The 26304-nt window shown below is 62.4% G+C and carries 26 protein-coding genes, 1 tRNA gene and 1 pseudogene; 11 read left to right on the top strand and 17 right to left on the bottom strand.

Annotated features, from left to right (window positions below; genetic code table 11):
• Together AC2FME_RS15470 and AC2FME_RS15475 are read left to right on the top strand one after the other, a co-directional pair.
• A partial coding sequence (locus tag AC2FME_RS15470) for an OmpA family protein (protein WP_496800920.1) occupies window positions 1-1409 on the top strand: 1409 nt, incomplete at its 5' end.
• Window position 1410: 1 nt separating this feature from the next.
• Window positions 1411-1731 (top strand): hypothetical protein, encoded by a 321-nt coding sequence (locus tag AC2FME_RS15475; RefSeq protein ID WP_496681830.1) that lies wholly within the window; start codon window positions 1411-1413, stop codon window positions 1729-1731.
• A 4-nt stretch (window positions 1732-1735) separates the two neighbouring features.
• On the opposite strand, the gene AC2FME_RS15480 is transcribed toward AC2FME_RS15475, so the two are convergent.
• From AC2FME_RS15480 to pgsA, 3 genes are read right to left on the bottom strand one after another with little or no spacing between them, the layout of a single operon-like run.
• Complete coding sequence (locus tag AC2FME_RS15480) at window positions 1736-2179, bottom strand: molybdenum cofactor biosynthesis protein MoaE (protein WP_170342340.1); 444 nt, start codon at window positions 2177-2179, stop codon at window positions 1736-1738.
• 4 nt (window positions 2180-2183) lie between these two features.
• Entirely contained in the window at window positions 2184-2429 is a 246-nt protein-coding gene (gene moaD / locus AC2FME_RS15485) for a molybdopterin converting factor subunit 1 (RefSeq protein WP_496681834.1), read from the bottom strand.
• A 3-nt stretch (window positions 2430-2432) separates the two neighbouring features.
• On the bottom strand, window positions 2433-3101 hold the full coding sequence (pgsA, locus tag AC2FME_RS15490; protein WP_496800921.1) for a CDP-diacylglycerol--glycerol-3-phosphate 3-phosphatidyltransferase: 669 nt from the start codon (window positions 3099-3101) through the stop codon (window positions 2433-2435).
• 190 nt (window positions 3102-3291) lie between these two features.
• Between pgsA and AC2FME_RS15495 the strand changes: the two genes are divergently transcribed.
• Complete coding sequence (locus tag AC2FME_RS15495; protein WP_496800944.1) at window positions 3292-4191, top strand: DMT family transporter; 900 nt, start codon at window positions 3292-3294, stop codon at window positions 4189-4191.
• On the opposite strand, the gene uvrC is transcribed toward AC2FME_RS15495, so the two are convergent.
• The 8 genes from uvrC to AC2FME_RS15535 all read right to left on the bottom strand — a co-directional run bounded on the left by uvrC (window position 4176) and on the right by AC2FME_RS15535 (window position 12832).
• Entirely contained in the window at window positions 4176-6050 is a 1875-nt protein-coding gene (gene uvrC, locus AC2FME_RS15500; protein ID WP_496712243.1) for an excinuclease ABC subunit UvrC, read from the bottom strand. The genes AC2FME_RS15495 and uvrC overlap by 16 nt on opposite strands.
• A 290-nt stretch (window positions 6051-6340) precedes the next feature.
• Complete coding sequence (locus tag AC2FME_RS15505; protein ID WP_496800922.1) at window positions 6341-7120, bottom strand: SDR family oxidoreductase; 780 nt, start codon at window positions 7118-7120, stop codon at window positions 6341-6343.
• A gap of 21 nt (window positions 7121-7141) precedes the next feature.
• Complete coding sequence (locus AC2FME_RS15510; RefSeq protein WP_496687591.1) at window positions 7142-8092, bottom strand: calcium/sodium antiporter; 951 nt, start codon at window positions 8090-8092, stop codon at window positions 7142-7144.
• 168 nt (window positions 8093-8260) lie between these two features.
• Window positions 8261-9058 carry a S49 family peptidase gene (locus AC2FME_RS15515; RefSeq protein ID WP_496800923.1) on the bottom strand — a complete coding sequence of 266 codons (798 nt, stop codon included), beginning with the start codon at window positions 9056-9058 and terminating at the stop codon, window positions 8261-8263.
• Window positions 9059-9162: 104 nt separating this feature from the next.
• Entirely contained in the window at window positions 9163-9924 is a 762-nt protein-coding gene (locus AC2FME_RS15520; protein ID WP_496681845.1) for an ABC transporter permease, read from the bottom strand.
• Window positions 9921-10850 (bottom strand): ABC transporter ATP-binding protein, encoded by a 930-nt coding sequence (locus tag AC2FME_RS15525; RefSeq protein ID WP_496681847.1) that lies wholly within the window; start codon window positions 10848-10850, stop codon window positions 9921-9923. Before AC2FME_RS15525 ends, AC2FME_RS15520 begins: the two co-directional genes overlap by 4 nt.
• Window positions 10851-10940: 90 nt before the next feature.
• A complete protein-coding gene (locus tag AC2FME_RS15530) occupies window positions 10941-11465 on the bottom strand; it encodes an SRPBCC family protein (protein WP_496800924.1) in 525 nt (174 codons plus the stop codon).
• A gap of 74 nt (window positions 11466-11539) precedes the next feature.
• A complete protein-coding gene (locus AC2FME_RS15535; RefSeq protein WP_496800925.1) occupies window positions 11540-12832 on the bottom strand; it encodes a TAXI family TRAP transporter solute-binding subunit in 1293 nt (430 codons plus the stop codon).
• 172 nt (window positions 12833-13004) lie between these two features.
• On the opposite strand from AC2FME_RS15535, the gene AC2FME_RS15540 reads away from it, so the two are divergent.
• Complete coding sequence (locus tag AC2FME_RS15540; RefSeq protein ID WP_496800926.1) at window positions 13005-14099, top strand: CaiB/BaiF CoA transferase family protein; 1095 nt, start codon at window positions 13005-13007, stop codon at window positions 14097-14099.
• A gap of 80 nt (window positions 14100-14179) precedes the next feature.
• Here the strand turns inward: AC2FME_RS15540 and hemE are convergent, their stop codons facing one another.
• Entirely contained in the window at window positions 14180-15214 is a 1035-nt protein-coding gene (gene hemE / locus AC2FME_RS15545) for a uroporphyrinogen decarboxylase (protein ID WP_496687577.1), read from the bottom strand.
• Window positions 15215-15320: 106 nt separating this feature from the next.
• On the opposite strand from hemE, the gene hemC reads away from it, so the two are divergent.
• A complete protein-coding gene (hemC, locus tag AC2FME_RS15550; RefSeq protein WP_496800927.1) occupies window positions 15321-16283 on the top strand; it encodes a hydroxymethylbilane synthase in 963 nt (320 codons plus the stop codon).
• Between the two features lie 554 nt (window positions 16284-16837).
• Window positions 16838-16927, top strand: a tRNA-Ser gene (locus tag AC2FME_RS15555).
• A 204-nt stretch (window positions 16928-17131) separates the two neighbouring features.
• On the opposite strand, the pseudogene AC2FME_RS15560 reads toward AC2FME_RS15555, so the two are convergent.
• From AC2FME_RS15560 to mgtE, 5 genes and pseudogenes are all read right to left on the bottom strand, one after another.
• Window positions 17132-17925: pseudogene (locus AC2FME_RS15560) on the bottom strand (IS5 family transposase).
• Between the two features lie 158 nt (window positions 17926-18083).
• Window positions 18084-19127 (bottom strand): succinylglutamate desuccinylase/aspartoacylase family protein, encoded by a 1044-nt coding sequence (locus AC2FME_RS15565; RefSeq protein WP_496800928.1) that lies wholly within the window; start codon window positions 19125-19127, stop codon window positions 18084-18086.
• Between the two features lie 3 nt (window positions 19128-19130).
• Entirely contained in the window at window positions 19131-20036 is a 906-nt protein-coding gene (gene rimK / locus AC2FME_RS15570) for a 30S ribosomal protein S6--L-glutamate ligase (RefSeq protein ID WP_496681862.1), read from the bottom strand.
• Window positions 20033-20518 (bottom strand): ATP-dependent zinc protease family protein, encoded by a 486-nt coding sequence (locus AC2FME_RS15575; RefSeq protein WP_496681863.1) that lies wholly within the window; start codon window positions 20516-20518, stop codon window positions 20033-20035. Before AC2FME_RS15575 ends, rimK begins: the two co-directional genes overlap by 4 nt.
• A gap of 3 nt (window positions 20519-20521) precedes the next feature.
• Window positions 20522-21895 carry a magnesium transporter gene (mgtE, locus tag AC2FME_RS15580; RefSeq protein ID WP_496687572.1) on the bottom strand — a complete coding sequence of 458 codons (1374 nt, stop codon included), beginning with the start codon at window positions 21893-21895 and terminating at the stop codon, window positions 20522-20524.
• Window positions 21896-21977: 82 nt separating this feature from the next.
• On the opposite strand from mgtE, the gene AC2FME_RS15585 reads away from it, so the two are divergent.
• Genes AC2FME_RS15585 through AC2FME_RS15605 form a run of 5 tightly spaced genes read left to right on the top strand, consistent with a single transcriptional unit; the run spans window position 21978 to window position 26151 of the window.
• Window positions 21978-22265: a hypothetical protein gene (locus AC2FME_RS15585; RefSeq protein WP_496800929.1), complete on the top strand. Its 288-nt coding sequence runs from the start codon at window positions 21978-21980 to the stop codon at window positions 22263-22265.
• Window positions 22266-22291: 26 nt separating this feature from the next.
• The gene (locus AC2FME_RS15590) at window positions 22292-22909 is read left to right on the top strand and encodes a paraquat-inducible protein A (RefSeq protein WP_496800930.1); all 618 of its coding nucleotides are present in this window, start codon (window positions 22292-22294) and stop codon (window positions 22907-22909) included.
• Window positions 22876-23511 (top strand): paraquat-inducible protein A, encoded by a 636-nt coding sequence (locus AC2FME_RS15595; RefSeq protein ID WP_496687568.1) that lies wholly within the window; start codon window positions 22876-22878, stop codon window positions 23509-23511. The genes AC2FME_RS15590 and AC2FME_RS15595 overlap by 34 nt, the downstream gene beginning before the upstream one ends.
• Window positions 23508-25592, top strand: a complete 2085-nt coding sequence (locus AC2FME_RS15600) for an MlaD family protein (protein WP_496800931.1) — start codon at window positions 23508-23510, stop codon at window positions 25590-25592. Before AC2FME_RS15595 ends, AC2FME_RS15600 begins: the two co-directional genes overlap by 4 nt.
• Window position 25593: 1 nt before the next feature.
• On the top strand, window positions 25594-26151 hold the full coding sequence (locus AC2FME_RS15605; protein WP_496796833.1) for a PqiC family protein: 558 nt from the start codon (window positions 25594-25596) through the stop codon (window positions 26149-26151).
• Window positions 26152-26304 lie beyond the last annotated feature (153 nt).

The raw sequence follows: 26304 nt of genomic DNA on the forward strand, positions 1-26304 counted from the left end.
GGGCCAAGATCTCGGCCAGCCCCGAACTGGTCAAGATCACGGCCATTGCCAACAGCCGGAAAGAAAAGGAAACGCTGGAACAGGAACTGACCCGCGCCGCGCCGCCCGGCCTGCGCATCGGGCTGGCGATCTCGGCGCCGCGTCCGGTAATCACGCCGTTTACCCTGCGCTATCTGGTCACGGACGAGGGCGGGCGGTTCGATGCCTGTTCGGCGCAGGATGAACAGGCCCGCGATGCCATCATCGCCGCCGCGCAACAGGCCGGGCTGACCGGGCCCTATTCCTGCACGATCGGGCTGGGCGTGCCTTCACCCCGTTGGGCCACCGCCGCCGCGCTGAGCATCAAGGCGCTGGCCGAAATCGGGCGCGGCTCGGTGACGCTGTCGGATGCCGACATCTCGTTGATCGCCGAACCCAGCACCGATCCGGCCTTGTTCGAGAGGGTCGTGGGCGAATTGGAAAACGCCCTGCCCGAGGTTTTCGCCCTGCATGCAGTGCTGCAGAAACCCGAAACCGACAAGCAGGACGGCCCGGTCGAATTCACCGCGACGCGCAGCCCGGAAGGCTTGGTGCAGCTGCGCGGGCGCCTTGGTGACGAACTGCAACGCGAGATGATCGACAGCTATGCTCGCGCTGCGTTCGGATCCGACGTGGTTCATACCGCCGCCCGCGTCGTCGACGGCCTGCCCCAATCCTGGCCCGTACGGGTCCTGGCCGGACTTGAAGCCCTGTCCTGGCTGAACAATGGCGTTCTTACAGTAACGCCAGACACGGTGGCGATTTCCGGTATGAGCCATGATGAGACTACACGGGCCCAGATCGCCGGCCTGCTGTCCGAGAAACTGGGCGAAGGGCAGGATTTCGACCTGTCGATCACCTATGAACCTGCCCCCGAGCCCGAAGACGCCCTGCCCGACCCCGAGGACTGCATCGCCCGCATCGCCCAGGTCCAGTCCGAGCGAAAGATCACATTCGAGCCGGGCTCGGCCACGGTCTCTGCCGACTCACGCGACAGTTTGAACCGGATCGCCGACATCCTGCGCGAATGCGGACCGATCCGAATGGAAATCCAGGGCCACACCGACAGTCAGGGCCGCGAGGAAATGAACCAGACTCTCAGCCAGGCACGCGCGCAGTCCATTCTGAACGAATTGCGCGCCCGGCGGGTGCCGACCTCGAGCTTTTCGGCCGTGGGGTACGGTGAAGCCCAGCCGATCGCAGACAACGGAACCGAAGAAGGCCGCGAAGAGAACCGCCGGATCGAGTTTCTCCTGATCAGGCCCGAACCGGTCGCCCCCGAGGAAACCGGGCTCGAGGCGCTGGAAACTCCGGCCGGGGCGGAAGCAACCGAGCAAGCGCAAGACAACGCACAAGAAAACGTGTCCGACACGGACGCAGAGGACCAGTAAGTTGAACAGAACCGAATTCATCATCGCCACCGCCCTGATCCTGTTCGCAGCCTTCTGCATGGGCTGGTTCGCGAACTGGCTGGTGCATCGTCTGACCCGGGTCCGGCAGAGCGACGTGGCTGATCTGGACCGCATGAGCCAGGAGTTGCACGAGGCCGAAGAAGCGCGCGATCAGGCCATCACCTATCTGCAGCAGCGCGAGGCGGAACTGACCAACCAACTGACCCAGACCGAGGCCGAGCTGGCCGCGGCCATGGACGGGCTGCGCGCCGCACGTGAGGAAGCCGAGGAATTGCGCGGCCGGATCAACAACGCCGACTGAGCGCCTACCAGCGCGACAGAGCGTCCTCGTCCTCGTCCTTGGCGGCAACCCAATCGGCCCCGGATGCAGTGATTTCCTTCTTCCAGAACGGGGCGCGGGATTTCAGGTAATCCATCAGGTATTCAGCGGCCTCGAACGCATCCTTGCGGTGCGGGGCTGCCGTTGCGACCATCATGATCCGGTCGCCCGGAGCCAGCCGCCCGTGGCGATGGATCACCAGCACGTCGCCCAGTGACCACCGGTTTTTCGCTTCCTCGGCGATCTTGGCGATGGCGCGTTCGGTCATCCCGGGATAGTGCTCGATCTCCATGCAGGCCAGATCGGTCTGCGCCAGATCACGCACGACGCCGGTAAAAGTGACGATGGCGCCATTGGCCGTGTCACCCGCGGCAAAGGCATTGGCCTCGGCCCCCAGATCGAACGGCTCTTGCTGGACGGAAATCCGCATCGCCCTACCCGCCGGTCATGGGTGGGAAAAAGGCCACTTCGCGGACACCGGTCAGGGGCGCGTCGAAATCCGACAGTTCCTGATCCAGCGCAACCCTCAGGGCCGACAGGTCGGCAAACGCCGCCGCATAGCGGTCTTCGCGGGCGCTGAGTTCCGCCACCAGATCGGACACCGTGGCGGCGCTGGTTTCGACCTTTTCCTTCGGCACGCCGATCCGCTCGCGGACCCAAGCGAAATACAAGACATCCATGCGTCAGCCCTCCTTCAAATAGGGCATGGCTTTACGTAGGTAGTCGTAGCCGGTGATCAATGTCAGCGTCGCCGCGACCCACAGCAGCCACAACCCGATGCGGCCCGACCAGAACATGCCATCCAGCTTCCATTGCAGGCCCGAGATGTCCTCGACCTGGCCCGACAGGATCTGGTCGATCAGGTCGGTATCCATGCCATAGGTAGACATGACGAAATAGTGCTCGAAAATGCCTTGCGAAAACAGCACGGCGATCGCCACCATCTGCGCGGTCGTCTTCCATTTGGCCAGCTTCGTGACCTTGAGAGTTCCGGCCACGTCGCCCAGATACTCACGCAGGCCCGAGACGAAGACCTCGCGGAACAGGATCACGGTGGCGGGCAGCACCAGCCAGGGCGTCCAGTGCTCGGTCGAATAGCCCACCAGGATCATTAGCGCGATCACCACCATCGCCTTGTCGGCGATCGGGTCCAGCATCGCGCCCATCTTGGTTTCCTGCTTCCACGCGCGCGCCAGATAGCCGTCGAACCAATCGGTTATGGCCGCCGACAGGAACAGGATCAGTGCGAACCAATCGGCATAGGGCCGCGTGAAATACAGAAACATCACCGCCAGGCCGGGCGCGGCCAGAAGGCGCAGCAAAGTCAGAATATTCGGCAGGTTCCACTTCATGCGCCGGACCCTACAACCATGGCCGGGAACAGAAAAGACGGCATGACAAAAAACTGCCAAGAACGCAGGTGTTTGGGCCACGTCAGATCATTCCGTCGCAGGCCGCCGATCGATGACCGTTTCCCCCTTGGCGCGGCGCGAAGAACGGGTCAGGTTGCGCGGGTATCGGCAGCCAGGAAAGATCCGCCCCGTGACCTCACATATCAGAACCGATGCGCGCGCCAACCTGACCGGCAGCGCCTGGATGATCGCGGCCATGGCTGGGTTCGCTCTGGAGGACGCGCTGTTGAAAAGTACAGCCAAAGTGCTGCCCATCTGGCAGGTTCTGGTGCTGTTCGGGCTGGGCGGGGCGCTGATTTTCGCCGGGGTCGCGTTGCTACAAGGGCGGCGGTTGCTGCACCCCGATGTCCTGTCCAAGCCGATGAAGATCCGAGTGCTGTTCGAAGTCTTCGGTCGCCTGTTCTATGTGTTGGCCATCGCCCTGACGCCGCTGTCCTCGGCCACGGTGATCCTGCAGGCCACGCCGCTGGTCGTGGTGGCGGGTGCCGCGTTGTTCTTCGGGGAAACCGTCGGCTGGCGACGCTGGAGCGCCATCATGGTCGGACTGATCGGAGTGGTGATCATCATCCAGCCAACCGGAGACAGTTTCTCGGCCCTGTCCATTCTTGCGTTGCTGGGAATGCTGGGCTTTGCCGGCCGCGATCTGGCCAGCCGCGCCGCCCCTGCCACGCTGGGGACCACCGTTCTTGGGTTTTACGGCTTTCTGTCAATTGTCGTTGCCGGTGGTCTGTACCTGGTTTTCGAGGGCGCCGCCGCGGTGCCGGTGGACGCCCAAACCGCCCTGCATCTGACCGGAGCCGTGGTGATGGGGGCGGTGGCCTATGCTTCGCTAATGCTGGCCATGCGGACGGGTGAAGTGTCGGCCGTGACCCCGTTTCGCTATACCCGCCTTCTGTTCGGCATCGGGCTGGGCGTGCTGATCTTTGACGAACGTCTGGACCAGGTCATGTGGCTGGGCAGCGCGCTGATCGTGGCCTCGGGGCTGTACATTCTGTGGCGCGGGCGCCAGCGGAATCAGCCTTTTTCGTGAAAGAAATCATAGACCTTCTGCGCCAGACCGGCCGAGATCCCGTCCACCGCCTTCAGATCCGCCAGATTGGCGCGGCTGACCGCCTTGGCGCTGCCGAAATGCGCCAGCAGTGCGCGTTTACGGGCCGCGCCCACGCCCGGGATTTCATCGAGCGGCGTCGCTCCCATCGCCTTGGCGCGTTTGGCGCGATGGGTGCCGATGGCAAAGCGGTGCGCCTCGTCCCGTAGCCGCTGAATGAAATACAGAACCGGGTCGTTGCGCTTCAGGGCAAAGGGGCGCTGGCCGATGCGGTGGAACTCTTCCTTGCCATGGTCGCGATCGACGCCCTTGGCGACACCGACCATTGGGATGTCCTCGACCCCATGCGCCTGCATGATCTCGTGCACGGCGCTCACCTGCCCCGCGCCCCCGTCGATCAGCAGCAGATCGGGCCACATGCCCTTGTCGCGGTCGGGGTCCTCTTTCAGCAGGCGGGTGAAGCGGCGGGTCAGCACCTCTTTCATCATGCCGAAATCGTCGCCCGGCGTCAGGTCGTCGCCGCGAATGTTGAACTTGCGATAGGCATTCTTGATGAACCCATCGGGACCGGCCACGATCATCGCACCCACCGCGTTGGTGCCTTGGATATGCGAGTTGTCATAGACCTCGATCCGGTTCGGCGGCGCGTCCAGATCAAAGGCCTCGGCCAGACCGCGCAGGAGCTTGGCCTGCGTCGCGCTTTCCGACATACGGCGGGCCAGCGCCTCGCGCGCGTTGCGCAGCGCGCCAGAGACCAGCTCGAGCTTTTCGCCCCGCTGCGGCACCAATATCTCGACCTTGCGGCCGGCCTTTTCGGACAGGGCCTGCTGCATCAGGTCCGCGTTTTCGATCCCGTCCGACAGGATCAGTTGGCGCGGCGGTTCCTTGTTGTCGTAGAACTGACCCAGAAAGGCCTCCATCACCTCGGCCGAGGAGACGTCGGGCCCGACCCTTGGATAGAAATCGCGGTTGCCCCAGTTCTGGTTGGCACGGATGAAGAACACCTGAACGCAGGCCTGACCGCTGTCCATGTAGAGGCCGATCACATCCGCCTCGGCCACACCGCGTGGGTTGATGCCCTGCGCCGTCTGTACCTGCGTCAGCGCGCGGATCCGGTCGCGCAGGGCGGCGGCACGCTCGAACTCCATCGCGTCCGAGGCCTCCTGCATCTGCGCGGCCAGTTCCTCTTGGATACGGGTCGAGCGTCCGGACAGGAACCGCTCGGCGTCGCGCACGCTTTCGGCATAGTCGGCCTGCGAAATCATGCCCACGCACGGCCCCGAACAGCGCTTGATCTGATAGAGCAGGCAGGGCCGGGTGCGACTGTCGAACATCGAATCCGAACAGTTGCGCAGCAGAAACGCCTTCTGCAGCTGGTTCAGCGTGCGGTTCACCGCGCCCGCGCTGGCGAAGGGGCCGAAATAGGCGCCCTTTTCCTTCTTGGCCCCGCGATGTTTCTTGATCTGCGGAAACGGGTGGTCCTTGGCGACGAGTATGTTGGGAAAGCTTTTGTCGTCGCGCAGCAGCACGTTGTATTTGGGCTTGAGCTGCTTGATCAGGTTCTGCTCCAGCAGCAGCGCCTCGGTCTCGGTCCGGGTGGTCAGGAACATCATCGACGCGGTCGAGGCGATCATCCGCTCGATCCGGGGCGAATGTCCCGGTCGGGTGTAGTTCGACACCCGCGCTCGCAGGTTGCGCGCCTTGCCGACATACAGAACCCGGCTGTCCGCATCCAGCATCCGATAGACACCCGGCGAACTGTCCAACGTCTTCACATAGCGCTGGATGCAGGCGTAACCCGTGATTTCAGGATCAGCTTGAGATCTGTTGTCCGCGGTCATGCTCATCAGATACGATTCTCTGCCCGTGGCTGCAATCTTGCGCGCCCCAGATCAAGAGAAAACAAATCCACGATTCCTGTGGATAACTGTGCGGACAAGTTTCCCTGAACTGGAATTCTTCCTTGAATCCTTGCGTTTTCTCCGCCTTGCACAAAAAATAGGCGGAATATCAAGCTATTGTTTTTGCATGAAATTTTTTTGACCGGCGTACAAGTGCATGAAAAAAAAGGCCTTTTTGTAACGGACATGTAACACGATCGCGAGCGGTGCAAAACTTGCACCGGATTCACCTATTCTACGCCCAGAACGTCCGGCGTCTGCCAGCCCAGATGCTGCCCGCCGTCGACGCACAATAACTGCCCCGTGACCGCATGCGCATCGAGGAAATAGCCGAGCGCGGCAGTGATGTCCGACGGGTTTGCCCCCCGTTCCAGAATGGTGTTCCTGCGCTGCGCCTGAAAATGTTCGGGGCTTTGTCGGTGGCCCTGCAAGGTCGGACCCGGCCCGATCGCATTGACGCGGATCGTCGGGGTCAGCGCCTGCGCCGCGGTGCGGGTCAGGGCCCACAACCCCATCTTGGCAATGGTGTATGACATGAATTCGGGCGTCAGCTTGCGCACCCGCATGTCGATCATGTTGACGACCAGACCAGTCGCCACCGGCTCGCCACTGTCGTCGATTGCGGGCTCGAGACCCTGCCGCGCCATGGCCTGTGTCAGCACGAAGGGGGCCCGCAGGTTGCTCTCCATGTGCCGGTCCCAACTTTGGCGCGTTGCGGTATGGATGTTGTCGTATTCAAAAATCGAGGCGTTGTTGACCAGGCAGGTGATCGGCCCGCCCAGCGCCTCGGCCGCGCGCGGCAACAGGGCCTCGACCTGGGACTCCTCCAGCAGATCGGCTTGCAACGCAGCCGACTTGCGGCCCTGGGATTCGATCTGGGACACGACCTCGGACGCCGCCCCTTGCGAGGTCGCGTAATGTACGGCCACATCCATGCCACGTTGCGCAAGATAAAGCGCCATCGCCCGCCCCAGGCGGGCACCCGCACCGGTCACCAATGCTCGGGTCATACGCAGCCTCCCCAGGTCAGATCACGCCAGCAGCGCCACGAGATAGGCCGCATAAAGAAACGTCAAGATAAAGCCCCAGGTGCGGGTAATGTCGCGCTTGAAAAACACGAACGGAACCAGCAGAAGCGACGCAGCCAGCATGACCCACAAGTCGAATCGCAGAAATTCGGGATCGACCGGGATGCGCCCGAACAGCGTAGCGATGCCGACGATGGCCAGCAGGTTGAACATGTTCGACCCAATCACGTTGCCCAGCGCAACATCCGCCTGCCGACGCAACGCCGCCATCACCGTCGTCGCCAGTTCCGGCAACGAGGTGCCGACGGCCACCAATGTCAGACCGATCACGGTTTCGCTGATACCATAGGTGCGGGCAATGATCGTGGCGTTGTCCACCAGCAGATGCGCCCCCATCGGCAGGCCGACCAGCCCCAGGATCAGGAACATCGCGACCTTCCAATAGGGCATGTCCGGGTCGGCCTCTTCCAGAAGCTCAATCTCTTCCTGCGCGGTGCAGGCGTTTCGATGAGCCCGCGCCTCGCGGAAGGCGTTCAGCAGTATCAGGGCCAGCCCCGCCAGCAGAATCGCGCCGCTGAACAGGGTGAACACGCCGCAGAAAGCAAGCCCGATGAAAAGAACCGAGGCCAGGATCATGTAGATGAAGTTCCTGCGGGTGTCGCATTCGCTGCTGTGGATGGTTGCCAACAGCGCCGGAATGCCCAGGACCAGCAGGATGTTGGCCGTGTTCGACCCCACCACATTGCCCAGCGCGATACCGGGCGCATGTTCCTGAACTGCCTTGATCGCGATCAGCAATTCGGGCGCCGAGGTACCGAAGGCCACGATCGTCAGGCTGACGATCAATGCCGGCACGCCCAGCCGCAGGCTGAGGTTCACCGCGCCACGCACCAGCGCGTCGCCCGCCAGCAAGAGGATCAACAGACCAAGGCCGGAAAGCAGCCACGCCGTCATCCACGGCCTCCTTTTTCACATGCACAGGGGCCTTTACCAATGCGGAACCGCCCGCACCGCGGGCATTTGGCCGAGCTCAGACGTCTCTGACCGGGAAAGCGCAGCTTACCGAACATCGCCAGCACGCCCATCGCGATCAGGAAAAGAGTGACAGCCTTGATGATCATGTCACATGCCGAAACGCGCGAAGGCCGCGCGCTCCTCGAGCATAGCCAGCGCGTCTTGGGCCATTTCCGCCCCGAAACGCGACCAGATCGGCCTACGCAGGCCATAGCGGCGGAACCAGACCTTGTCGCCGAACAGCTCCTGCATCTTGGGTTTCAGATGCGCGATGCCGTCGATCAGGCCCAGATCCTGCGCGCGCCGCGCCAGCCAGACCTCGCCGGTGAACAGATCGGCCGTTTCATCCAACCGATCGCCCCGGCGGGCTTTGACATGCGCGATGAAGTTGTGATGGATATCCTCGAGCAGCCCCTTCAGCCGCGCGACATCCTCGGGCTTTTCCGGGGCGAAAGGGTCCAGCATGGATTTCGACTGACCCGCCGTATGTACGCGCCGCTCGATGCCCTGACGCGCGATGAAGACATGCGCACCGAACCCCGAGGAAATCACCCCGATCGACCCCAGAACCGAGCTGTCGTCGGCCCAGATCCGGTCCGCCGAGGCCGCCAGCCAATAGCCACCCGAGGCCGCCACGTCCTCGACGAAGGCATGCACGGGCACGTTCAGCTCGTCGGCGAGCCGACGGATTCGCGCGCCGATCAGAGAACTTTGCACCGGAGATCCGCCGGGCGAGTTGATCTCGAGCGCGACGGCGGCAGGCTTGCCCTTGCGGAATGCCTTTTCAAGAACCGGCGCCAGCACGGTATCGCTCATCGAGGCGCGACCGGCCATGCCGATGGCGCCCGACAGACGGACCACGGCAACGACGGGGTGCTTTTTCAGAAACGGCAGGCTGAGTTTCATGGGTGCCGATGTAGAGTGCGCCCAACCCGTAAACAAGGGACCGGAACCGGCGGAAACGCGACGTGACTGAAATTCGCGGCCGTGATCGGCAAAAATGCAACGCCCTAGCTGCGGATGCGCCATCCGGTTTTGAAGATCCAGCCGATCACCGCAAGGCAGATGCCGGTAAAGGCAAGGATCGCCAGCAGGCTAAGCAGGATGGGCACGTCAGACAGCCCGTAGAACGACCAGCGAAAACCCGAAATCAAATAGACCACCGGATTGAACAGCGAGATCGTCTGCCACACCGGCGGCAGCATCGAGATCGAGTAGAACGTGCCGCCCAGAAAGATCAGCGGCGTCACCACCAGCTGCGGCACCAGCGACATCTGTTCGAAATTGCTGGCCCAGATACCCACGATGAAACCCAGCAGCGAAAAGCTGAGGCAGGACAGGATCAGGAAAGCGGCCATGGCAAAGGGGTGTTCAATGCGGATATCCACAAAGAAGGTCGCCGTGACCAGGATCACCAACCCCACGAACAGCGCCTTGGTGGCCGCCGCGCCGACATAGCCGATCACGATCTCGATGAAATTCACAGGGGCCGAAAGCAATTCATAGATCGTGCCCAGGAACTTGGGAAAATAGATGCCGAAGGACGCGTTCGAGATCGACAGCATCACCACCGACAGCATGATCAGCCCCGGCACGATGAAGGCGCCGTAGGATACGCCCTCGATCTCCTGGATCCGGCTGCCGATGGCGGTTCCGAATACCACGAAATAGAGCGAGGTGGACAGGACCGGCGACAGAAAGCTCTGCGCGAGGGTGCGGAAGAACCGGGCCATTTCGAACCGGTAGATGGCGGCGATGGCAGTCCAGTTCATGCGACGTCTCCGGACACGAGCGTGACGAATATCTCCTCGAGGCTCGATTGCCGGGTCTGCACGTCGCGAAGTATCAGCCCGGCCTCGGCCACGTCGTTCAACAGGGTGGTGATGCCGGTGCGTTCGGCATTGGTGTCATAGGTATAGATCAGCGCATCCCCCTGCCCGTTCAGCACCAGGTTGTGATGGGCCAATCTGTCGGGAATGGACGGGATCGTGCAGGTCAGCATGACCTCGATCTGCTTCTTGCCCATCTGCGCCATCAACGTCTTCTTGTCCTGAACCAGCAGCAGCTCACCCTTGTCGATCACGCCCACGCGGTCGGCGATGGCCTCCGCCTCTTCGATGTAGTGCGTGGTCAGGATGATGGTGACGCCGGCGGCCTTCAGCTCGTCGACGATGGCCCACATGTCCTTGCGCAGCTCGACATCCACGCCGGCAGTGGGTTCATCCAGAAACAACACTCGCGGCTCGTGCGCCAGCGCCTTGGCGATGAGCACCCGCCGCTTCATGCCGCCCGATAGTTCCTTGATCGCGTTCTTGCGCTTGTCCCACAGCGACAGCTTGCGCAGGATCTCCTCGATCCGGGCGCTGTCTTGGCCCAGGCCGAACAACCCGCGGGAAAAGCGGACGGTGTTCCAGACCTTCTCGAACGGCTCCAGCGCGATTTCCTGCGGCACAAGGCCGATCATCCGACGCGCGGCCCGGAAATCGGCCTGAATGTCGTGCCCGCCCACGGTGACGGTGCCAGAGGTCGGCGTGGTGATCCCGCAGATGGTCGAGATCAGCGTGGTCTTGCCGGCGCCGTTGGGCCCCAGAAGTGCCAGAATTTCGCCCTGCCGGATGTCCAGCGACACGCCCTTGAGCGCCTCGAAACCGTCATCATAGGTTTTGCGCAGATCCTTGATCGAAAGAATGGTCGTCATGCGTCTTTCCCGTTCCGGCGCAGACCCTAGCGCGCCGATCCTGTCCGGAACAGGCCAAATCCGCACAAGGGCATGCGCATCCGTGCAGACCTAGTCGCGCCCGGTCAGGCGGCCCAACCACCCTTTCTTTTCGGGTTCCGCCTCGGGGTCGGCACTCTCGTCCGGTTGGGCGGGGCCTTCGAAATGCTCCTGCAGGTTGGCGAAGAACTGGTCGGCCATCTTCTTGGCAAAGCCGTCGATCAAGCGGCTGCCCAGTTGCGCCAGCTTGCCGCCAACCTTGGCCTCGACGTCATAGGACAGAACGGTTCCGCCGCTGTCGCTGGGGGCGAAGGTCACCGTGGCGCCGCCCTTGGCAAAGCCCGCGGCCCCGCCCTTGCCTTCCCCCTCGATGGTCAGGCGCTGACCCTCGACCATGTCCGACATGGTCACCGTCCCCTTGAAGGTCGCCTTCACCGGGCCGACCTTCTGCACCACGGTGGCCTCGTACCCGTCGGACGGATTGCCGGTGACCTCTTGCGCGCCGGGGACGCAGGCTTTCAGGACCTCGGGGTCCAGCAGAGCCGCAAAGACATCCGCAGGCGCCGCCTGAATCTCGCGCGTGTCACTCATCTGCATGGGTGCGCCCCCTTTCTTGCCTGGCATGGTTCCCAAAAGACCTAGCCCCGAAAGACGGTAGCTTGCAACAGCCATCATGCGCGGGTGGCGCGGTGCGCCTGCCGCAGGTCGACCTGTGCCTGCAATTCGGCAACCCGCTTCTGGACCAGATCGACATGCAGCCGCGCGTCATACTGGCCCTGCCGGTAAGCGGCCGGCAATCGAAGCTCGGCCAGCCGTTCATCCAGTTCGTGCAGACGCGCCTGCATGTCCCCAAGCTGATCCGGCGACGGGTCGGCGGCAAGCTCAAGCTCGATCTGCCGGATTTCGGGGTAATGCTGCCAGACACGCCACCGTTGCAGATAGGCATAGGCCTTGGGCAGTACACGCACCAAAGGCACCACGATGAAAAAGAATGGCAGAAACAGCAGCAACACGCGGTTGACCTGGGCCGCGATCCAATAGGGCAGAAGATTGTGCCACGTGCTGGGACCTTCGTCGATCAACCTTCGCGCGGCACTACTGACCGGCAGGCCCGTTCCCTCGACTCCCGGAAATTCTCCTGCATCGGTGATGATGCCCCGCGCCCGATGCAACTCGATCGCGGCCATCGTCAGACGGTTGACCTGGGCGGGATGAATGTCGGCCTGCACGACCAATCGCGCTTGCAGCGCGATCAGCTTGACCGGCCGCGGCGGCAGGACCGGATCCAGTGACATTCCGCCGGCCGGAACCGTGACCACCGTCGCATAGGACAACCGGCGCGAGATCGCCTCGACATGCTCCAGTTCAAGCACCTTCAGCCCCGGCTCCTGATAGGCCGCTAGCAGGTAGGGCGCCTCGATCGGGGCAACGAAGACCGCGATATCCAACCTGTTGTCCAGCAAGGCCTCGGCAGCCTGATCATAATCGAGCGACACATGGATGTTGCCCGCCTCGGACAGGCCGACCACACGCTCGAAATCGCGAAAGGCATCGGCCGTGCCTGACCCGTCCGCGCCACGGTTGATACTAAGGTCTCGCCAAAGCGCCGGGTTGCTGGGAATACTGGCATCCGCGCGCGTCATGAATATCATCGGTTCGTAGAAAACCGTTCCGATTGCTTCGACCTTGTCGGGATCGACCACGATGCCGCCTTGCAGCAGCGCGGCATTTGCCTCGCCGCTTTCGATCAGACGGGCATTCTCGACCGAACCCGCAGTTTCCAGAATCTCCACCCGGATCTCGTCACGCGCCAGAATCTCGGCATAGTCCTGCGCGATCTGCTCATAGGCCCCGCCGCTCGGGCCTCCGGCCATCCGCAGGCTGCCCGGAGGGTGCAGATGCAGGACGATCGCGGTCAATGCCGCCGCCACCAGCGCCGCGCCGATCATGATCCAAAGCCGCATTCCAGCCCTCGCTCCACATCCCGCCGAAAACGCTAGGCCAGCCGACCCTGGCTTGCAAGCGCCCCGAAGACCGGGCCGTTCATCGGTTTTTTCACCCAACGCCACGTTTTCGGCACCCAGCCCTTGCATTCGCATGGCCAAGCCGAAAGCATCGCGAACCGGGAGGATACATATGCTCAACGGATTCCGCGTCGTCGAAATCGAGGGGCTTGGCCCCGGCCCGTTCGCCGCCATGCTGCTGGCGGATCTGGGGGCCGATGTCGTGACCATCCACCGCAAGGGGGGTGCCGTCACACCGGGCATGCCGGACCGATCCGTGCTGGACCGGGGCAAACGCTCGATCGCGCTCGACCTCAAGGACCCCGACGACCTCGAAATCGCCCGGCGCCTGATCGCATCCGCCGATGCGTTGATCGAGGGCTTCCGGCCCGGCGTGATGGAGAAGCTGGGCTTGGGGCCCGATACCTGCCACGCTCTGAACCCGGCGCTGGTCTATGGCCGCATGACTGGCTGGGGCCAGGACAGCCCGCTTTCCGACACCGCAGGACATGATCTGAACTACATCGCCCTGTCCGGAGCGCTCTGGTACGGCTCACCACCCGGCATCGAGCCGATGACCCCGGCCACGCTGGTCGGCGATATCGGCGGCGGCGCGATGTATTTGGTCACCGGCATACTGGCCGGGCTGCTAAACGCGCGCGCAACCGGCACGGGCACGGTCGTCGACGCCGCCATCTACGACGGGTCCGCGCATATGATGAACCTGCTGATGAGCCTGGGCCAGACCGGCAACCTGTCCGACACGCGCGGCCAGAGCCTGTTGGACGGCCCGCATTGGAGCCGCACCTACACCTGCGCGGATGGCGGCTTTGTTTCGGTCCAATGTCTCGAACCGAAATTCTATGCCCAATTCCTGGAAATCCTGGGCCTGTCCCACGACCCAGCATTCCAGCAACAATACGACAGCACACGCTGGCCAGACCTGACCCGGCATCTGGCGGAAATCTTCGCAACCAAACCGCGCGACCATTGGGCCAAACTGTTTGAAGGCTCAGACGCCTGTGTCGCCCCGGTGCTCAGCCCCGACGAGGCCGCAACCCATCCGATGAATACTGCCCGCCAAACCTGGCGCGCGGCAGACGGCACCTTGCAGGCCGCCGCCGCCCCGCGCTTCTCCACCCATCAATGGCAGCCGAAACCTAGCCCGGCCCGCGGCCAACACACGACCGAAATCCTGATCGAACTCCAAGGCTCCCAAAAGACCTGACACACCCTTCATCTGGCCGAAAGTATCCCGGGGGTGAATTGGCCAACGGCCAAGAGGGGGCTGGCCCCCTCGCACGCTGCCTACCCGCTGCGCACCGTGTCGATCATCAACTGCACATTTTCCGGGTCGGCATCCGGTGTTATCCCGTGACCCAGGTTGAAAATATGCGGCCCCTTGGAAAAGGCGCGCACAATGCGACGGGTCTCATCCACCAGCGCTTGCCCGCCGGTGACCATGTGCGACGAGGCCAGGTTGCCTTGCACGCAGCCATCTACCTGCACCTGTTCGGCCGCCCATTCCGGCGCAACCGAGTTGTCCAGCGCCACGCAATCGACGCCGGTGGCCTTCGCGAAACCGACATAACCCTCGCCCGCCTCACGCGGGAAACCGATAACCGGAATGCCCGGGTGGCGTTCCTTGAGCGCCTCGGTGATGATCCGGCACGGCTCGACCGCGTATTTGGTGAAAGCCTCACCTTTCAGCGACCCGGCCCAGCTGTCGAAAATCTTGACCACCTCGGCCCCCGCTTCGATCTGAGCCGACAGATATTCGATCGTGGCCGCCGTGATCCGGTCCATCAACGCCTCGAACAGCGCAGTGTTTTCCTCACGCAGGGCGTGGGCGGGACCCTGATCGGGGGTGCCACGCCCGGCGATCATATAGGTCGCAACGGTCCACGGGGCGCCGGCAAAGCCGATCAGCGTCGTCTCGGACGGCAGTTCGCGCGACAGGATACGCACGGTTTCATAGACGGGCGACAGGGTTTCGTGGATCGTATCAACGGGTTTCAAGGCGTCGAAATCCGATTGCTGCGTGATCGTCGACAGGCGCGGCCCTTCACCGGTGACGAACCAAAGATCGGCGCCCAGCGCCTGCGGCACCAGAAGGATGTCGGCAAAAAGGATCGCGGCATCGAACCCATAGCGGCGGATCGGCTGCAGCGTCACCTCGGCCGCCAGATCGGGGGTGTAGCACAGCGACAGGAAATCGCCCGCCTGTTCCCGCGTCGCGCGGTATTCGGGCAGATAGCGTCCGGCCTGTCGCATCATCCAGATCGGCGGCGTGTCCAGTACCTCGCCCGCCAGCGCCCGCAGCAGTTTCTTGTTCTCGGCCATGTCAGCCCCCACTATTCCGGTTCGCGCAACGGGTCCGCCTTCAGCGGCAAAATGTCAAGCGTGGCCCCCATTGTCAGGGCAATGTGACGCGACTAAAGCTGTGCCCATGACTTTGACCCTGCCCACCCCCGCATCGCCGCTGAAGATCGGCACCCGTGGTTCGCCGCTGGCGCTGGCCCAGGCCCATGAAACCCGTCAGCGGCTGTGCGATGCCTTCGACCTGCCCGAACAGGCATTCGAGATCGTGGTGATCAAGACCACTGGCGACAACCGCGCCATGATCGACGCGGACCGCCCATTGAAAGAGATCGGAAACAAGGGCCTGTTCACCAAGGAAATCGAAGAGGCGATGCTGGGTGGGGACATCGACATCGCCGTGCACTCGACCAAGGACATGCCCGTCGAACAGCCGCAGGGGCTGGTGCTAGACACGTTCCTGCCGCGCGAGGACGTGCGCGATGCCTTCATCTCGCCTCGCCTCAGCTCGATCCTTGACCTGCCCGAGGGCGCGGTCGTCGGCACCTCGTCGCTGCGGCGGCGGGCACAATTGTTGCACCGCCGACCCGATCTGAACGTGGTCGAATTCCGGGGCAACGTGCAGACCCGGCTGAAGAAGCTGGCCGATGGTGTGGCCCAATGCACGTTCCTGGCCATGGCCGGCCTCCGCCGCCTGAACATGCAGGACGTGCCTGCCACCGCGATCTCGCCGGACGACATGCTGCCGGCCATCGCGCAAGGCACGATCGGCATCGAACGCCGCGCGGACGACAGCCGGGCCGCCGCAATGCTGGAGGCCATCCATCACGCGGAAACCGCCCAACGCCTGACGGCGGAACGCGCCTTGCTGGCCGCCCTGGACGGGTCCTGCGAAACGCCAATCGCCGGCTTGGCCGAGATAGCGGATGGCCAGCTGCGTCTGCGCGGCGAAGTCCTGCGCCCCGACGGCTCCGAATCGATCTCCGAAACTTTGACCGGCGCCATCGAAGACGCGTTAGAGATGGGCCGCGCCATGGCAACCAGATTGCTTGGGCAAGCAGGGCCGGGCTTTTTCGATTGGCGCAAAATTTAGAAAAATTTCGGGAATGTGAACTGCTTCACTGTCGCGGAAGTTGATCCCCGGCATAACTGGTATACCGGATCGAGCAAGTCGCTGGTCTCGAATGTATCGAAGATTTTATTTCGTATTCTTTGTAGTTGGTATTCGAGGGGGCGAGACCGGATTGACGGCCTGATCGAGACGGACCGTTGCCAAAATGCTGGCAGCGGTCCGTCGACGACCGCACCAAAGGTACGACCAGATTGGTAACTGGTCGCAGACGGGAAAACTGGGCCGAATCGACCTCATTCGTCGCGCCTGTGTTTGACGTGGTTGAACTTTGCGGAGGAACGTTTTGCCATTGCGTGCAGCTTGTCCTCGTTCCGTCCGCCTTTTGGTTGGAGCAATCGCGGAAACAGACATCGTGCTCGCAACCTCTCAGCAACTGTTTCTGTTCGCGATTCATCCCTAACAAGCCAATGAGATGACACGAGTCATCCCGTCGAGTTTCTAACGTTCACAAAAAATGGATCTTTGCTGGAAAATCGCCTTGTATCCGGGTGTCGGGCAAGGATATACCCGCCAACGGAGACGTGGCCGAGTGGTCGAAGGCGCTCCCCTGCTAAGGGAGTAGGCGGGAAACCGTCTCGAGGGTTCGAATCCCTTCGTCTCCGCCACCCATCCTCACATTGAGATTTTCTCAAGCCTTTGTCTTTGAGTGTTTTTTTGCCATTCCGCAAAGTAGCCCGCTCTACTTTGGCCAATTCTGCTATACAAATCGCTTTACATTTTTTTTCTTTACATTGCTTGCCAGGCAGTGAAGTGACAATGGCTATCACAACCAGGGAAAAAAGCTTTCTTTATACAAAGGGGTTCGAGGGTCAGGGTTCATAACAATAGGTAACGGTCGCGGCCAGAGCGATGGCCGCGAGGAAAACCTTTGAACAGCAATCATAACGCGTCGCCAGTCCTTGAGTCTGCCTAACATGATCTCAATGCGGTTGCGTCGTTTGCAGCGGCGCTTGTCGTACTTGATCGGTTTCTTTCGCTGTTTCCGGCCAGGGATGCATGCGTGTATCCCTTTGTCTTTCAACGCTTCTTTGAACCAATCCGCGTCATAGCCGCGGTCGCCAAGCAACTAATCCACATTCGGCAGGCAGCTAAGCAGCGCCCGCGCGCCGACGTAGTCTCTGACTTGACCGATGGTGACGAACAGGTCAATTGGTCGTCCCTGGCTGTCGCAGATGGCATGCAGCTTGGTGTTCATGCCGCCCTTGGTTTGGCCCCTCTCGGCAGATTGCTTTGCAATCGCCTGCCGGAGAACGGATCAGGCGTCCACACCCTCCTTTTTGACGCCCATGCCGGTCGCGGTGCGGTGTGCCTTCAGATAGGTGGCATCGATCATCACGGTCTTCGTCTCGCCATGTTCGGCGGCCAGACCAGACATCATCCGGCCGAAGATGCCCTTGTCGCTCCTACGCTTCCAGCGATTGTAGAGTGTCTTGTGCGGACCATAAGCTGCAGGCGCATAGCGCCATCTTAACCCATTGCGATTGATGAAAATAATACCGCTTCACACACGCCGATCATCGACGCGGGGTTTGCCGTGGGGCTTCGGAAAGAGAGGCTCAAGACGCGCCATCTGCGCATCTGTCAGCCAGAAAAGATCAGACATGTTCACCGCTCGTTTTTGAACCATGAAACACGCCGTCACCCAGAACCCAAGGGGTCCTGACCCTAGCGACTGGAAAAGCGTTTTTACAGTAAGTTCAAATCAAGGTGTTCTGTTCAAAGAAGCATTGTCTTGCTGAGGTGCTCCCCGTTTCTTCGGTGTCAGAGAATTTCATCCTCATCGAACATCGGGTCGTCTTCCAATTGCGCGCTGAGGTCTTCTACCGACTCGCCAGCCTGCTCAACTGACTCAACACGGCCAAGGTGGAACACGGCGTCGCCTTCGTTGACCACGGGCATCACTGCCCGGCCGACAATCAGCCCGTCGAACGGGGCAAGTATTTCCATCTCCTGCTCTCCGAACGGGTCCGAGACCGACCCCATCAGGTCGCCCTTGCGCACCAGTTCACCGTCGGCTTTGTAGACGCGAAGGACGCCCCCCATCGGTGCGCGCAGCCATTTGCTGGAGTTGCAGAAATGCGGCTTGGCCTTGGGTTTTGAGATGCCTTTTACAGGAACCATCTTCATGTGCCGCATCACGCGCAGGATACCCGCGAGCCCCGCCCGTATCGACAGCTCGTCGAACCGCAGGCCTTCGCCGGCCTCGTAGAGCAGAACATCCGTTCCGGCGTCCTTGGCGGCGGCGCGCAGTGAACCATCGCGCAACGGTGATTTCATGACGATTGGCGCACCGAAAACCTCGGCCAGTTCCTTGGTGCGTGGGTTGTCCGGCGAGATCCGGATCTGCGGGTAATTCGTCCGATGGATCGCGGCCGAGTGCAGGTCGATCCCCAGATCGGATCGCGCCACGATCTCGGTCATGAAAAGATGCGCCAGCCGGGACGCAAGCGATCCATGTTCGCTGCCCGGAAAGACGCGGTTTAGGTCCCGCCGGTCGGGCAGGTAGCGCGAATGGCTGATGAACCCGAATGTGTTGACGATCGGAACCGCGATCAGCGTGCCCCTGAGCGTGGACAGGTTGGGCGCGCGCAACAGACGGCGAATGATCTCGACGCCGATAACCTCGTCTCCATGCACGCCGCCGCTGACGAACAGCGTGGGGCCATCATACCGGCCATGCACGACATGGGCCGACATGGTGATCGGCGTGTGATCCGACAGCACGCTGACCGGCAGATCCACGGTGAGCCGGGACCCCGGCGCCACCTTGGTTTTTCCGATCGTGAAATGAGGCCGCGTCTTCATGGATCAGCCTTTGCCTTTGGTCTTGGTCGCCCCGGCTTTGGCGTTCTTTTCAAGGAACTCGATCATTTTGCCGGCGATGTCTAGGCCGGTCGCCTTTTCAACGCCCTCCAGGCCGGGCGACGAGTTGACCTCCATCACCACCGGGCCGTGATTGGCGCGCAGCATGTCCACGCCGCAGGCGTTCAGGCCCATGGTCTTGGCGGCGCGCACGGCCGTGGCGCGTTCCTCGGGTGTCAGCTTGACCACCTGCGCCGATCCGCCTCGGTGCAGGTTCGAGCGGAAGTCGCCCTCGGCCCCGGTGCGCTTCATGGCGGCCACCACCTTGCCACCGATCACGATGGCACGAATATCGGTTCCGCCGGCCTCTTTGATGAATTCCTGCAGCATGATGTTCACGCCGGCGCCGCGAAACGCCTCGACCACGGATTTCGCCGACCGGTTGGTATCGGCCAGAACCACGCCGATGCCCTGGGTGCCTTCCAGCAGCTTGATCACGATCGGCGCGCCGCCGGCCAGCTTCAGCACCTCTTCCGTCTGTTTCGGGTCATGGGCGAAGGTGGTGACAGGCAGGCCGATACCGTCGCGCGCCAGCAGCTGCATCGAGCGCAGCTTGTCCCGCGACCGTCCGATCGCCACGCTTTCGTTCAGCGGGTAGACGCCCATCATCTCGAACTGGCGCAGCACGGCCGTGCCGTAGAACGTGACCGAGGCCCCGATCCGCGGGATCACCGCGTCATAGCCCGTGAGCTTCTGCCCGTTGTAGTAGATCTCGGGGCGGCGGCTGGCGATGTTCATGTAGCATCGCAGCGTGTCGATGATGTCCAGCTCGTGCCCGCGCTCTTCGGCGGCGGCCTTCAGGCGCTGGTGGGTATACAGTTTGGCATTGCGCGCCAGCATGGCAATTTTCATTGGCTTACCTTTACTCTGCGTTTCCTGGGTTTCTTGCGCAGCAGGTGCGCGCGATTGGTGTGCACGGCGATGGAATGTTGTTTCAGCGCCGCGCGGCCGACGATCATTTGAAACTTCATGTTGCTGCGGTCGGTCAAAGACACATCCAGCGGCCAGGTTTCATCGCCGACCCTGATGGTCGTCCGGATGACGATCCGGTTCTCGGGCACCCCGCTTGTGTTCTTGATGTCCCTCCTTTCCTTGATGGGCGCTTCGATCTTTACGAGGCCGTCGCCAGCCGTGTCCTCGGTCAGAAACGACACCCATTGATGGCCGTCGCGCAGAAACCGTTTGATCTCCATCGCGTGCAGGGCCGAGGTCAGCGCCCCGGTGTCGATCTTGGCCTTGATGTTGTTCAGCGGCAGGTCGGGTAGATCGACGTATTCCATCCAACCTATGATCCGCGTCGTATTGTCCATGGTCCCGTCCTGTTTCTGTTTCATGTGTCACACCAACCACGGCATCAGCAATGTCGCCAGGCTGAGCACGAAGAAGAACCCGGCCATGTCGGTGATCGTGGTCAGCAGCGGCCCGCTGGCGGCAGCCGGGTCCTGACCCAGACGCTTGAGCAGCAACGGGACCACGCCGCCGATCGACACGGCCAGCATCGTGTTCAGGGCCAGCGCGACGCCGATCACGATCCCCAGCGCAGGGTTGCCCTTCCAAAGCCACGCGACCACCCCGATCAGGATCCCCAGCGCGATTCCGTTGATGACCCCGACCGAGATTTCCTTGACCCAGACCCTAAAGGCATCCATCGGGCGCACCAGGCCAAGGCTGAGTTCGCGCATGGTGACGCCCACCGCCTGGTTGCCGGAACAGCCGCTCATGTCCGAGACCATCGGCAGGAAGATAGCCAGCGCGATGACGGCCGCCAGGGTTTCCTCGTAGGCTGAGATCACGCTGGCCGCGATGATGTTCAGCCCGATATTCGCGGTCAGCCATGCCAGACGGCGGCGCGACCGCAGCATCAGCGGCATCGAGCGCAGCTCGTCGCCCACCACACCCTGACGCTTCAGGCTTTCGCTTTCCGACCGTTCGCGGATCGCGTCGGCTACCGCCGTCCGCGACACCACCCCGACCAGGACGCCGTTTTCATCGACGACCGGCACGCCCAGGAACGGGTGCTCGTCAAACACGTCCTCAAGCTGGTCCAGCGGTGCATCCAAAGGAACCGTCAAGGGCGGCACCATGATCGTGGTCAGCTTGTCGCTTCGCTTCGCCGTCAGCAGGCTGCGCAGCGAGACCACACCGACCGCGCGCCCGTCCGCATCGACGATATACGGGTGCTGACCACGATACCGCTCGAAATCCTCATCGTCCGATGCCAACTGGCGCAGAACGTTGCCGACGGTCTGATCGTCGCGGAACTTGAACACCTCGGACATCATGAGGCCGCCCGCGGTGTCGTCGTCATAGGCGCTCAGGCGACGGACATCGGCGGCCTCTTCCTCGTCCATTTCTGACAGGATGGCCTCGGCGTCCTCTTCTTCCAGTTCGCCGATCACGTCGGCCTGGATGTCGGAATCCAGCTGCTCGATGATCTCGGCCGCACGATCCGGTTCCAGCCGTTCGACCAGTTCGACGGCCATCTCGTTGGGGGCTTCCTCGATCAGGTCGGCTGCCAGTTCGACCGGTAGGATCTGCAGAACCGTATCCCGCTCCACCGGCGTCAACTGCAACAGCTCGCGCAGCGCCTCGCTGCTGGTCAGCGGGTCCAGCAAGGCAACAAGATCTTCGGCGCGCGCTTCATCCGCCGCGGCCTTGATCCGCTGGGACAGATCTTCGGGTTCCAGAACGGTTTCTGTTGAATCGGTCATCGTCTCGTTGCCTCGCCTGTTGCGCCCGATGTATATTGGTGATAATTTTTTGTCTATAGGCAAAAAATTATGGCTTAATGGCATGAAGGAACTGGAACAGGTCGCAGAAAAGCTGGCTGAACTCTATGGGCGGGAATTCGGCGGAAAATCTTCGGGTCGATACCGGATTCCGCAAAAACTGCTGCGGGAGTTGTGCGGGCGTCGACGTCTTTACGAGGACGACGTGACGGCGTTGTCTCGCGCATTGCTCGAGAAGGGTTATGTACTGATTGATATGGACAGCTTTTTCGTGGTCATGAGTGCGAATTCGTTTGTCAACTACAGGCGGGTGGGCAAGGACGTGTTGCACGGATCGGTTCCACCCGAATGACGGCGCAACCGTTTCAGGGCGGAACGATGAACACTGATGACCTGATTGCCTGTCCCGTGTGCGATGTGCTGCATCGTGACCAGGACGTGCCAAAGTACCGGATCGCCAGATGCGCGTGCTGCGGCTCGGTGCTGGCCGCGCCCAAATCGGGTGCGATGACACGTGTCACCATGCTGTCGGTGACCGCGTTGATACTGCTTGTGGCCGCGGCAGGCTTTCCGTTTCTTGAACTCAACGCGCAGGGGCTGTCGCATCGCGCGTCGGTGTACGATGCCGTTCTGGCATTCTCGCAGGGGCCGATGGCCATTTTGTCTTTTGCCACGGCCTTCCTGATCGTGTTGCTGCCGGCGGCGCGGTTCTGTGCGCTGATCTACACGCTGGCGCCGATGGCCTTGGGGTGGCGTCCCGCCAAACACGCGGTGGAAGTCTATCGCTGGGCGGAATGGATCAAGCCCTGGGCCATGGCCGAGATCTTCATAATCGGGGTGGCGGTTGCGCTGGTCAAAGTGTCGGGCCTGGCCCGGGTCGATTTGGGGCCGGCGTTTTGGTCCTTTGCGGCGCTGCTGGTGGTCACGGTGATGACCGACAGCGCAATCTGCAGGATGACGGTATGGAAAACACTGAAAACGCGCAGCGATTCCTGACCGCCAGCCGCGCAGGGTTCATAGGCTGCCGGATGTGCGGGGCCGTCAATCCCGGGGGCTCCGGGGTTTGCACCCTGTGCGGCAGCGCGATTGCGCCGCCGGATCCGGCCAGCTTGCAAGCCGTTTGGGCCTGGCTGGCTGCCGGGCTGATTGCCTATGTCCCAGCCAATGTCTACCCGATGCTGCGCACGACCACGCTGGGGCACAGTTCGGAAAGCACGCTGATCGGCGGCATTGTCGAACTGTTTGCCCATGGCGCTTTCGGGGTCGGTTTCATCGTGTTTTTCGCCAGCATCTTCATCCCGATCGCAAAATTCGTGGCCATCGGATATCTGGCGATTTCGGTGCGCCGCCCGTCGACTCTGGACAGCCACAGCCGGCTGGTTCTGTTCGAGATTGTCGAGTTCATCGGCCGCTGGTCGATGATCGACGTGTTTGTCGTGGCGATCCTGACCGCGCTGGTCCAGCTTGACTTTGCAGCCAGCATCAGCCCCGGTATTGCCGCGGTAAGTTTCGCATTGTCGGTTGCTTTTACCATGCTGGCGGCCCAGAGTTTTGATCCGCGGCTAATTTGGGCCGCCAACAGCCGGAGCGCTGAATGACCCCCCCTGAACCTGCCGATCTGGATGTTGCGGAACCGCGCCCGTCGATGTGGCGCAACCTGTCGCCGATCTGGCTTGTGCCGCTGGTGGCCTTGCTGGTTTCGCTGGGCGTGGCGTGGAAATCCTATGCCGATCGCGGCATTCTGATCGAGATCACTTTCGAAAACGCCTCGGGGATCACCCCGGATGACACAACCGTCCGCTATCGGGACGTGGTGATCGGCAAGGTCGAGGATGTGGGATTTGCCGATGACCTGTCGCGCGTGTCCGTATGGGCCCGCATCGACAAGGAGATTGCACCCTACCTTGACGAGGACGCGACCTTTTGGGTCGTGCGCCCCGAGGTCAGCGCGCGCGGCGTATCCGGCCTCAGCACCGTCTTGTCCGGCGTTTATATCGAAGGTGCTTGGGATCAGACCACCGGCAAGGCGCGCACCCGCTTCGATGGTGCGGACAGCCCACCCCTGGCCCATCCCGGTCGGGCCGGCCGGCGGATCACGCTGCGCACCGAGGATGGCCGCATGGTCTCCGAAGGCGCCCCGGTCTTGTTTCGCGGGATCGAGGTCGGACGGCTGGAACGCCCGCGTCTGACGGTCAGTGGCGACAGCATCGTGGTCGACGCCTTCATCGAGGCCCCGCATGACCGCCGCATCAACTCGGCAACGCGGTTCTGGGATTCGTCCGGGTTTTCGGTCTCAATCGGGGCAGGTGGGCTGTCGCTGGACGTGGACAGCATCGCCTCGCTGGTTGCAGGCGGCATCGAATTCGACACGGTGTTCGAGGGCGGCAGGCCGGTCAGTTCCGGCGCGGTCTTCGACATCTATCCCGACGAAGCGTCTGCCCGACGCACGGCGTTCGCCCGGTCGCGATCCGGCGGGGTCGAGGTTGCCGTTGCCTTCGATGAATCCGTTGCCGGCCTGACCAATGGCGCCGCCGTCAAGCTGGGCGGGGTTACGGTCGGCGAGGTCGGCAGTGTGAATGCGGTGATCGAGAACGAAAGCGACGAAGCCGAGGTGCGGCTGGTCGTGAAGCTGTTGCTTGACCCCGCGCTGATGGGACTGCCGCAAGGTGCGGGCGGAGAGGAGGTTTTCGATTTTCTCGAACAGGCCGTCATCAACGGCATGCGGGCTCGTCTTGCCTCGTCCGGGTTGTTCAGTTCCGAGTTGTTCGTCGAACTGGCGACGCTGGAGGATGCTGACCCGGCGGAATTCCAGCGCGATGCCGAGCCGTTCCCGCTGCTGCCAAGCGCCCCGTCGGATTTGCCGGATTTCACGGCCACCGCAGAAGGGGCGTTGGAGCGGATCAGCAACCTGCCGATCGAGGAGTTGATTTCACAGGCCGTCGACACCTTGGCCGGCATCGAGGCGCTGGTTTCGGATGAAAACATCCGCCAGGCCCCACAGGCGGCGGTGGCGCTGTTGCAGGACACCCGCGCGCTCGTGTCGGATCCAGAGACGCAGGCCTTGCCGGCCGAGCTGCGGGCGGCGATTGCCGACCTGCGGTCCATAATGGCCGAACTGGAGCGGGGTCAGGCGGTCGCCAATCTGGCCTCTGCGCTGGAACAGGGCAGCAAGATCACGGCGAATCTGGCCGCGACCTCGGAAGAACTGCCCGCCCTGGTCGATGAATTCCGCACGCTCGCTGCCAAGGCCAACGCGCTGGAAGCCGAAGAGTTGATCCAGGCCGCCAATCAGTTGATGTCCAGTGCCGACGCTTTGATCGGAACCGATGACGCCCGTGCGCTCCCCGGGGCGATGGTCGAGGCGCTCGACGAGGTGCGGGCGACCCTGACCAGCCTGCGCGAGGGCGAAATGGTGGACAATGCCAACGCCGCGATGGCCTCGGCCCGCAGCGCCGCCGAAGCCGTTTCGGCGGCGACCGAGGATCTGCCGTCCCTAACCGCCCGGCTGGAGCGCCTGCTTGCCCAGTCCGAAGCCCTGCTGGCCGCTTACGGGGACAACTCGACGTTCAATACCGAGACGCTGAGCGTTCTGCGCGAGGTCAAGGCCGCCGCGCAGGCGGTGTCTTTGCTGGCCCGCAAGATCGAACGGAACCCGAATTCCCTGGTTTTTGGAAAATGACATGAAAAAAGCTGCGATACTGCTTTTGCCGATTGCCCTTTTGTCGGCCTGTTCAGGCGCAAACGATCCGCGCTACTTGATTGCGGCACCTCCTGGGGAGCGCACCGCCAACCTGCGGTCGCGCACGATCGAGGTGAGGCAGGTCTCGTTGCCGGCCTACGCCGCAGGATCGGATATCGTGGCGCAAGGCGAAGGCGGGGCGCTGTTCACGCAGGATCGCGCGCAATGGGCCGATGATCCGGCGCGTGGCATGACTTCGGCCCTGGCACGCGGACTGAGCGAACGAACTGGCGCATCGGTCGCGGCCGAGCCCTGGCCGCTGAATACCGGCCCGGATGTCCGGCTGGATGTGCGTGTCGATCAGGCCTATGCCCGCGCCGACGGCAATTTCGAATTGTCGGGCCAATACGCGGTCTCATCACCTGAAGGAACCGTTCGCGAGTTCGTGCGGCGTTTCGATATCGTGACGCCGATTGTCGGATCAGGCGCGCCGGCCACTGCCAATGCGTTGGGCCGAGCGCTGGCCGAGTTGTCCAGGCAGATATCGCAAGCGATGTGAGGGGAAGTCGCCGCTGAGGGGCCTCGGGGCAGCTACCTCGATCTAAAAGTACAGGACGCACGATAGTCACGGCGCACCATGAAGCGTGGGATCTACAAACCCTCGCGGGGTGTGAGTATCGGCTTCCAGAAATCTCCCAAAGAACTGGCATGG

Source organism: Ruegeria sp. BHSC026 (assembly GCF_059613065.1).

Bases quoted from the DNA above. Each gene is read 5' to 3' on its own strand.
- AC2FME_RS15480 (WP_170342340.1), bottom strand. From the start codon at position 2,179: ATGCGGATTTCCGTCCAGCAAGAGCCGTTCGATCTGGGGGCCGAGGCC.
- moaD (WP_496681834.1), bottom strand. From the start codon at position 2,429: ATGGATGTCTTGTATTTCGCTTGGGTCCGCGAGCGGATCGGCGTGCCG.
- pgsA (WP_496800921.1), bottom strand. From the start codon at position 3,101: ATGAAGTGGAACCTGCCGAATATTCTGACTTTGCTGCGCCTTCTGGCC.
- uvrC (WP_496712243.1), bottom strand. From the start codon at position 6,050: ATGACCGCGGACAACAGATCTCAAGCTGATCCTGAAATCACGGGTTAC.
- AC2FME_RS15505 (WP_496800922.1), bottom strand. From the start codon at position 7,120: ATGACCCGAGCATTGGTGACCGGTGCGGGTGCCCGCCTGGGGCGGGCG.
- AC2FME_RS15510 (WP_496687591.1), bottom strand. From the start codon at position 8,092: ATGACGGCGTGGCTGCTTTCCGGCCTTGGTCTGTTGATCCTCTTGCTG.
- AC2FME_RS15515 (WP_496800923.1), bottom strand. From the start codon at position 9,058: ATGAAACTCAGCCTGCCGTTTCTGAAAAAGCACCCCGTCGTTGCCGTG.
- AC2FME_RS15520 (WP_496681845.1), bottom strand. From the start codon at position 9,924: ATGAACTGGACTGCCATCGCCGCCATCTACCGGTTCGAAATGGCCCGG.
- AC2FME_RS15525 (WP_496681847.1), bottom strand. From the start codon at position 10,850: ATGACGACCATTCTTTCGATCAAGGATCTGCGCAAAACCTATGATGAC.
- AC2FME_RS15530 (WP_496800924.1), bottom strand. From the start codon at position 11,465: ATGCAGATGAGTGACACGCGCGAGATTCAGGCGGCGCCTGCGGATGTC.
- AC2FME_RS15535 (WP_496800925.1), bottom strand. From the start codon at position 12,832: ATGCGGCTTTGGATCATGATCGGCGCGGCGCTGGTGGCGGCGGCATTG.
- AC2FME_RS15540 (WP_496800926.1), top strand. From the start codon at position 13,005: ATGCTCAACGGATTCCGCGTCGTCGAAATCGAGGGGCTTGGCCCCGGC.
- hemE (WP_496687577.1), bottom strand. From the start codon at position 15,214: ATGGCCGAGAACAAGAAACTGCTGCGGGCGCTGGCGGGCGAGGTACTG.
- hemC (WP_496800927.1), top strand. From the start codon at position 15,321: ATGACTTTGACCCTGCCCACCCCCGCATCGCCGCTGAAGATCGGCACC.
- AC2FME_RS15565 (WP_496800928.1), bottom strand. From the start codon at position 19,127: ATGAAGACGCGGCCTCATTTCACGATCGGAAAAACCAAGGTGGCGCCG.
- rimK (WP_496681862.1), bottom strand. From the start codon at position 20,036: ATGAAAATTGCCATGCTGGCGCGCAATGCCAAACTGTATACCCACCAG.
- AC2FME_RS15575 (WP_496681863.1), bottom strand. From the start codon at position 20,518: ATGAAACAGAAACAGGACGGGACCATGGACAATACGACGCGGATCATA.
- mgtE (WP_496687572.1), bottom strand. From the start codon at position 21,895: ATGACCGATTCAACAGAAACCGTTCTGGAACCCGAAGATCTGTCCCAG.
- AC2FME_RS15585 (WP_496800929.1), top strand. From the start codon at position 21,978: ATGAAGGAACTGGAACAGGTCGCAGAAAAGCTGGCTGAACTCTATGGG.
- AC2FME_RS15590 (WP_496800930.1), top strand. From the start codon at position 22,292: ATGAACACTGATGACCTGATTGCCTGTCCCGTGTGCGATGTGCTGCAT.
- AC2FME_RS15595 (WP_496687568.1), top strand. From the start codon at position 22,876: ATGGAAAACACTGAAAACGCGCAGCGATTCCTGACCGCCAGCCGCGCA.
- AC2FME_RS15600 (WP_496800931.1), top strand. From the start codon at position 23,508: ATGACCCCCCCTGAACCTGCCGATCTGGATGTTGCGGAACCGCGCCCG.
- AC2FME_RS15605 (WP_496796833.1), top strand. From the start codon at position 25,594: ATGAAAAAAGCTGCGATACTGCTTTTGCCGATTGCCCTTTTGTCGGCC.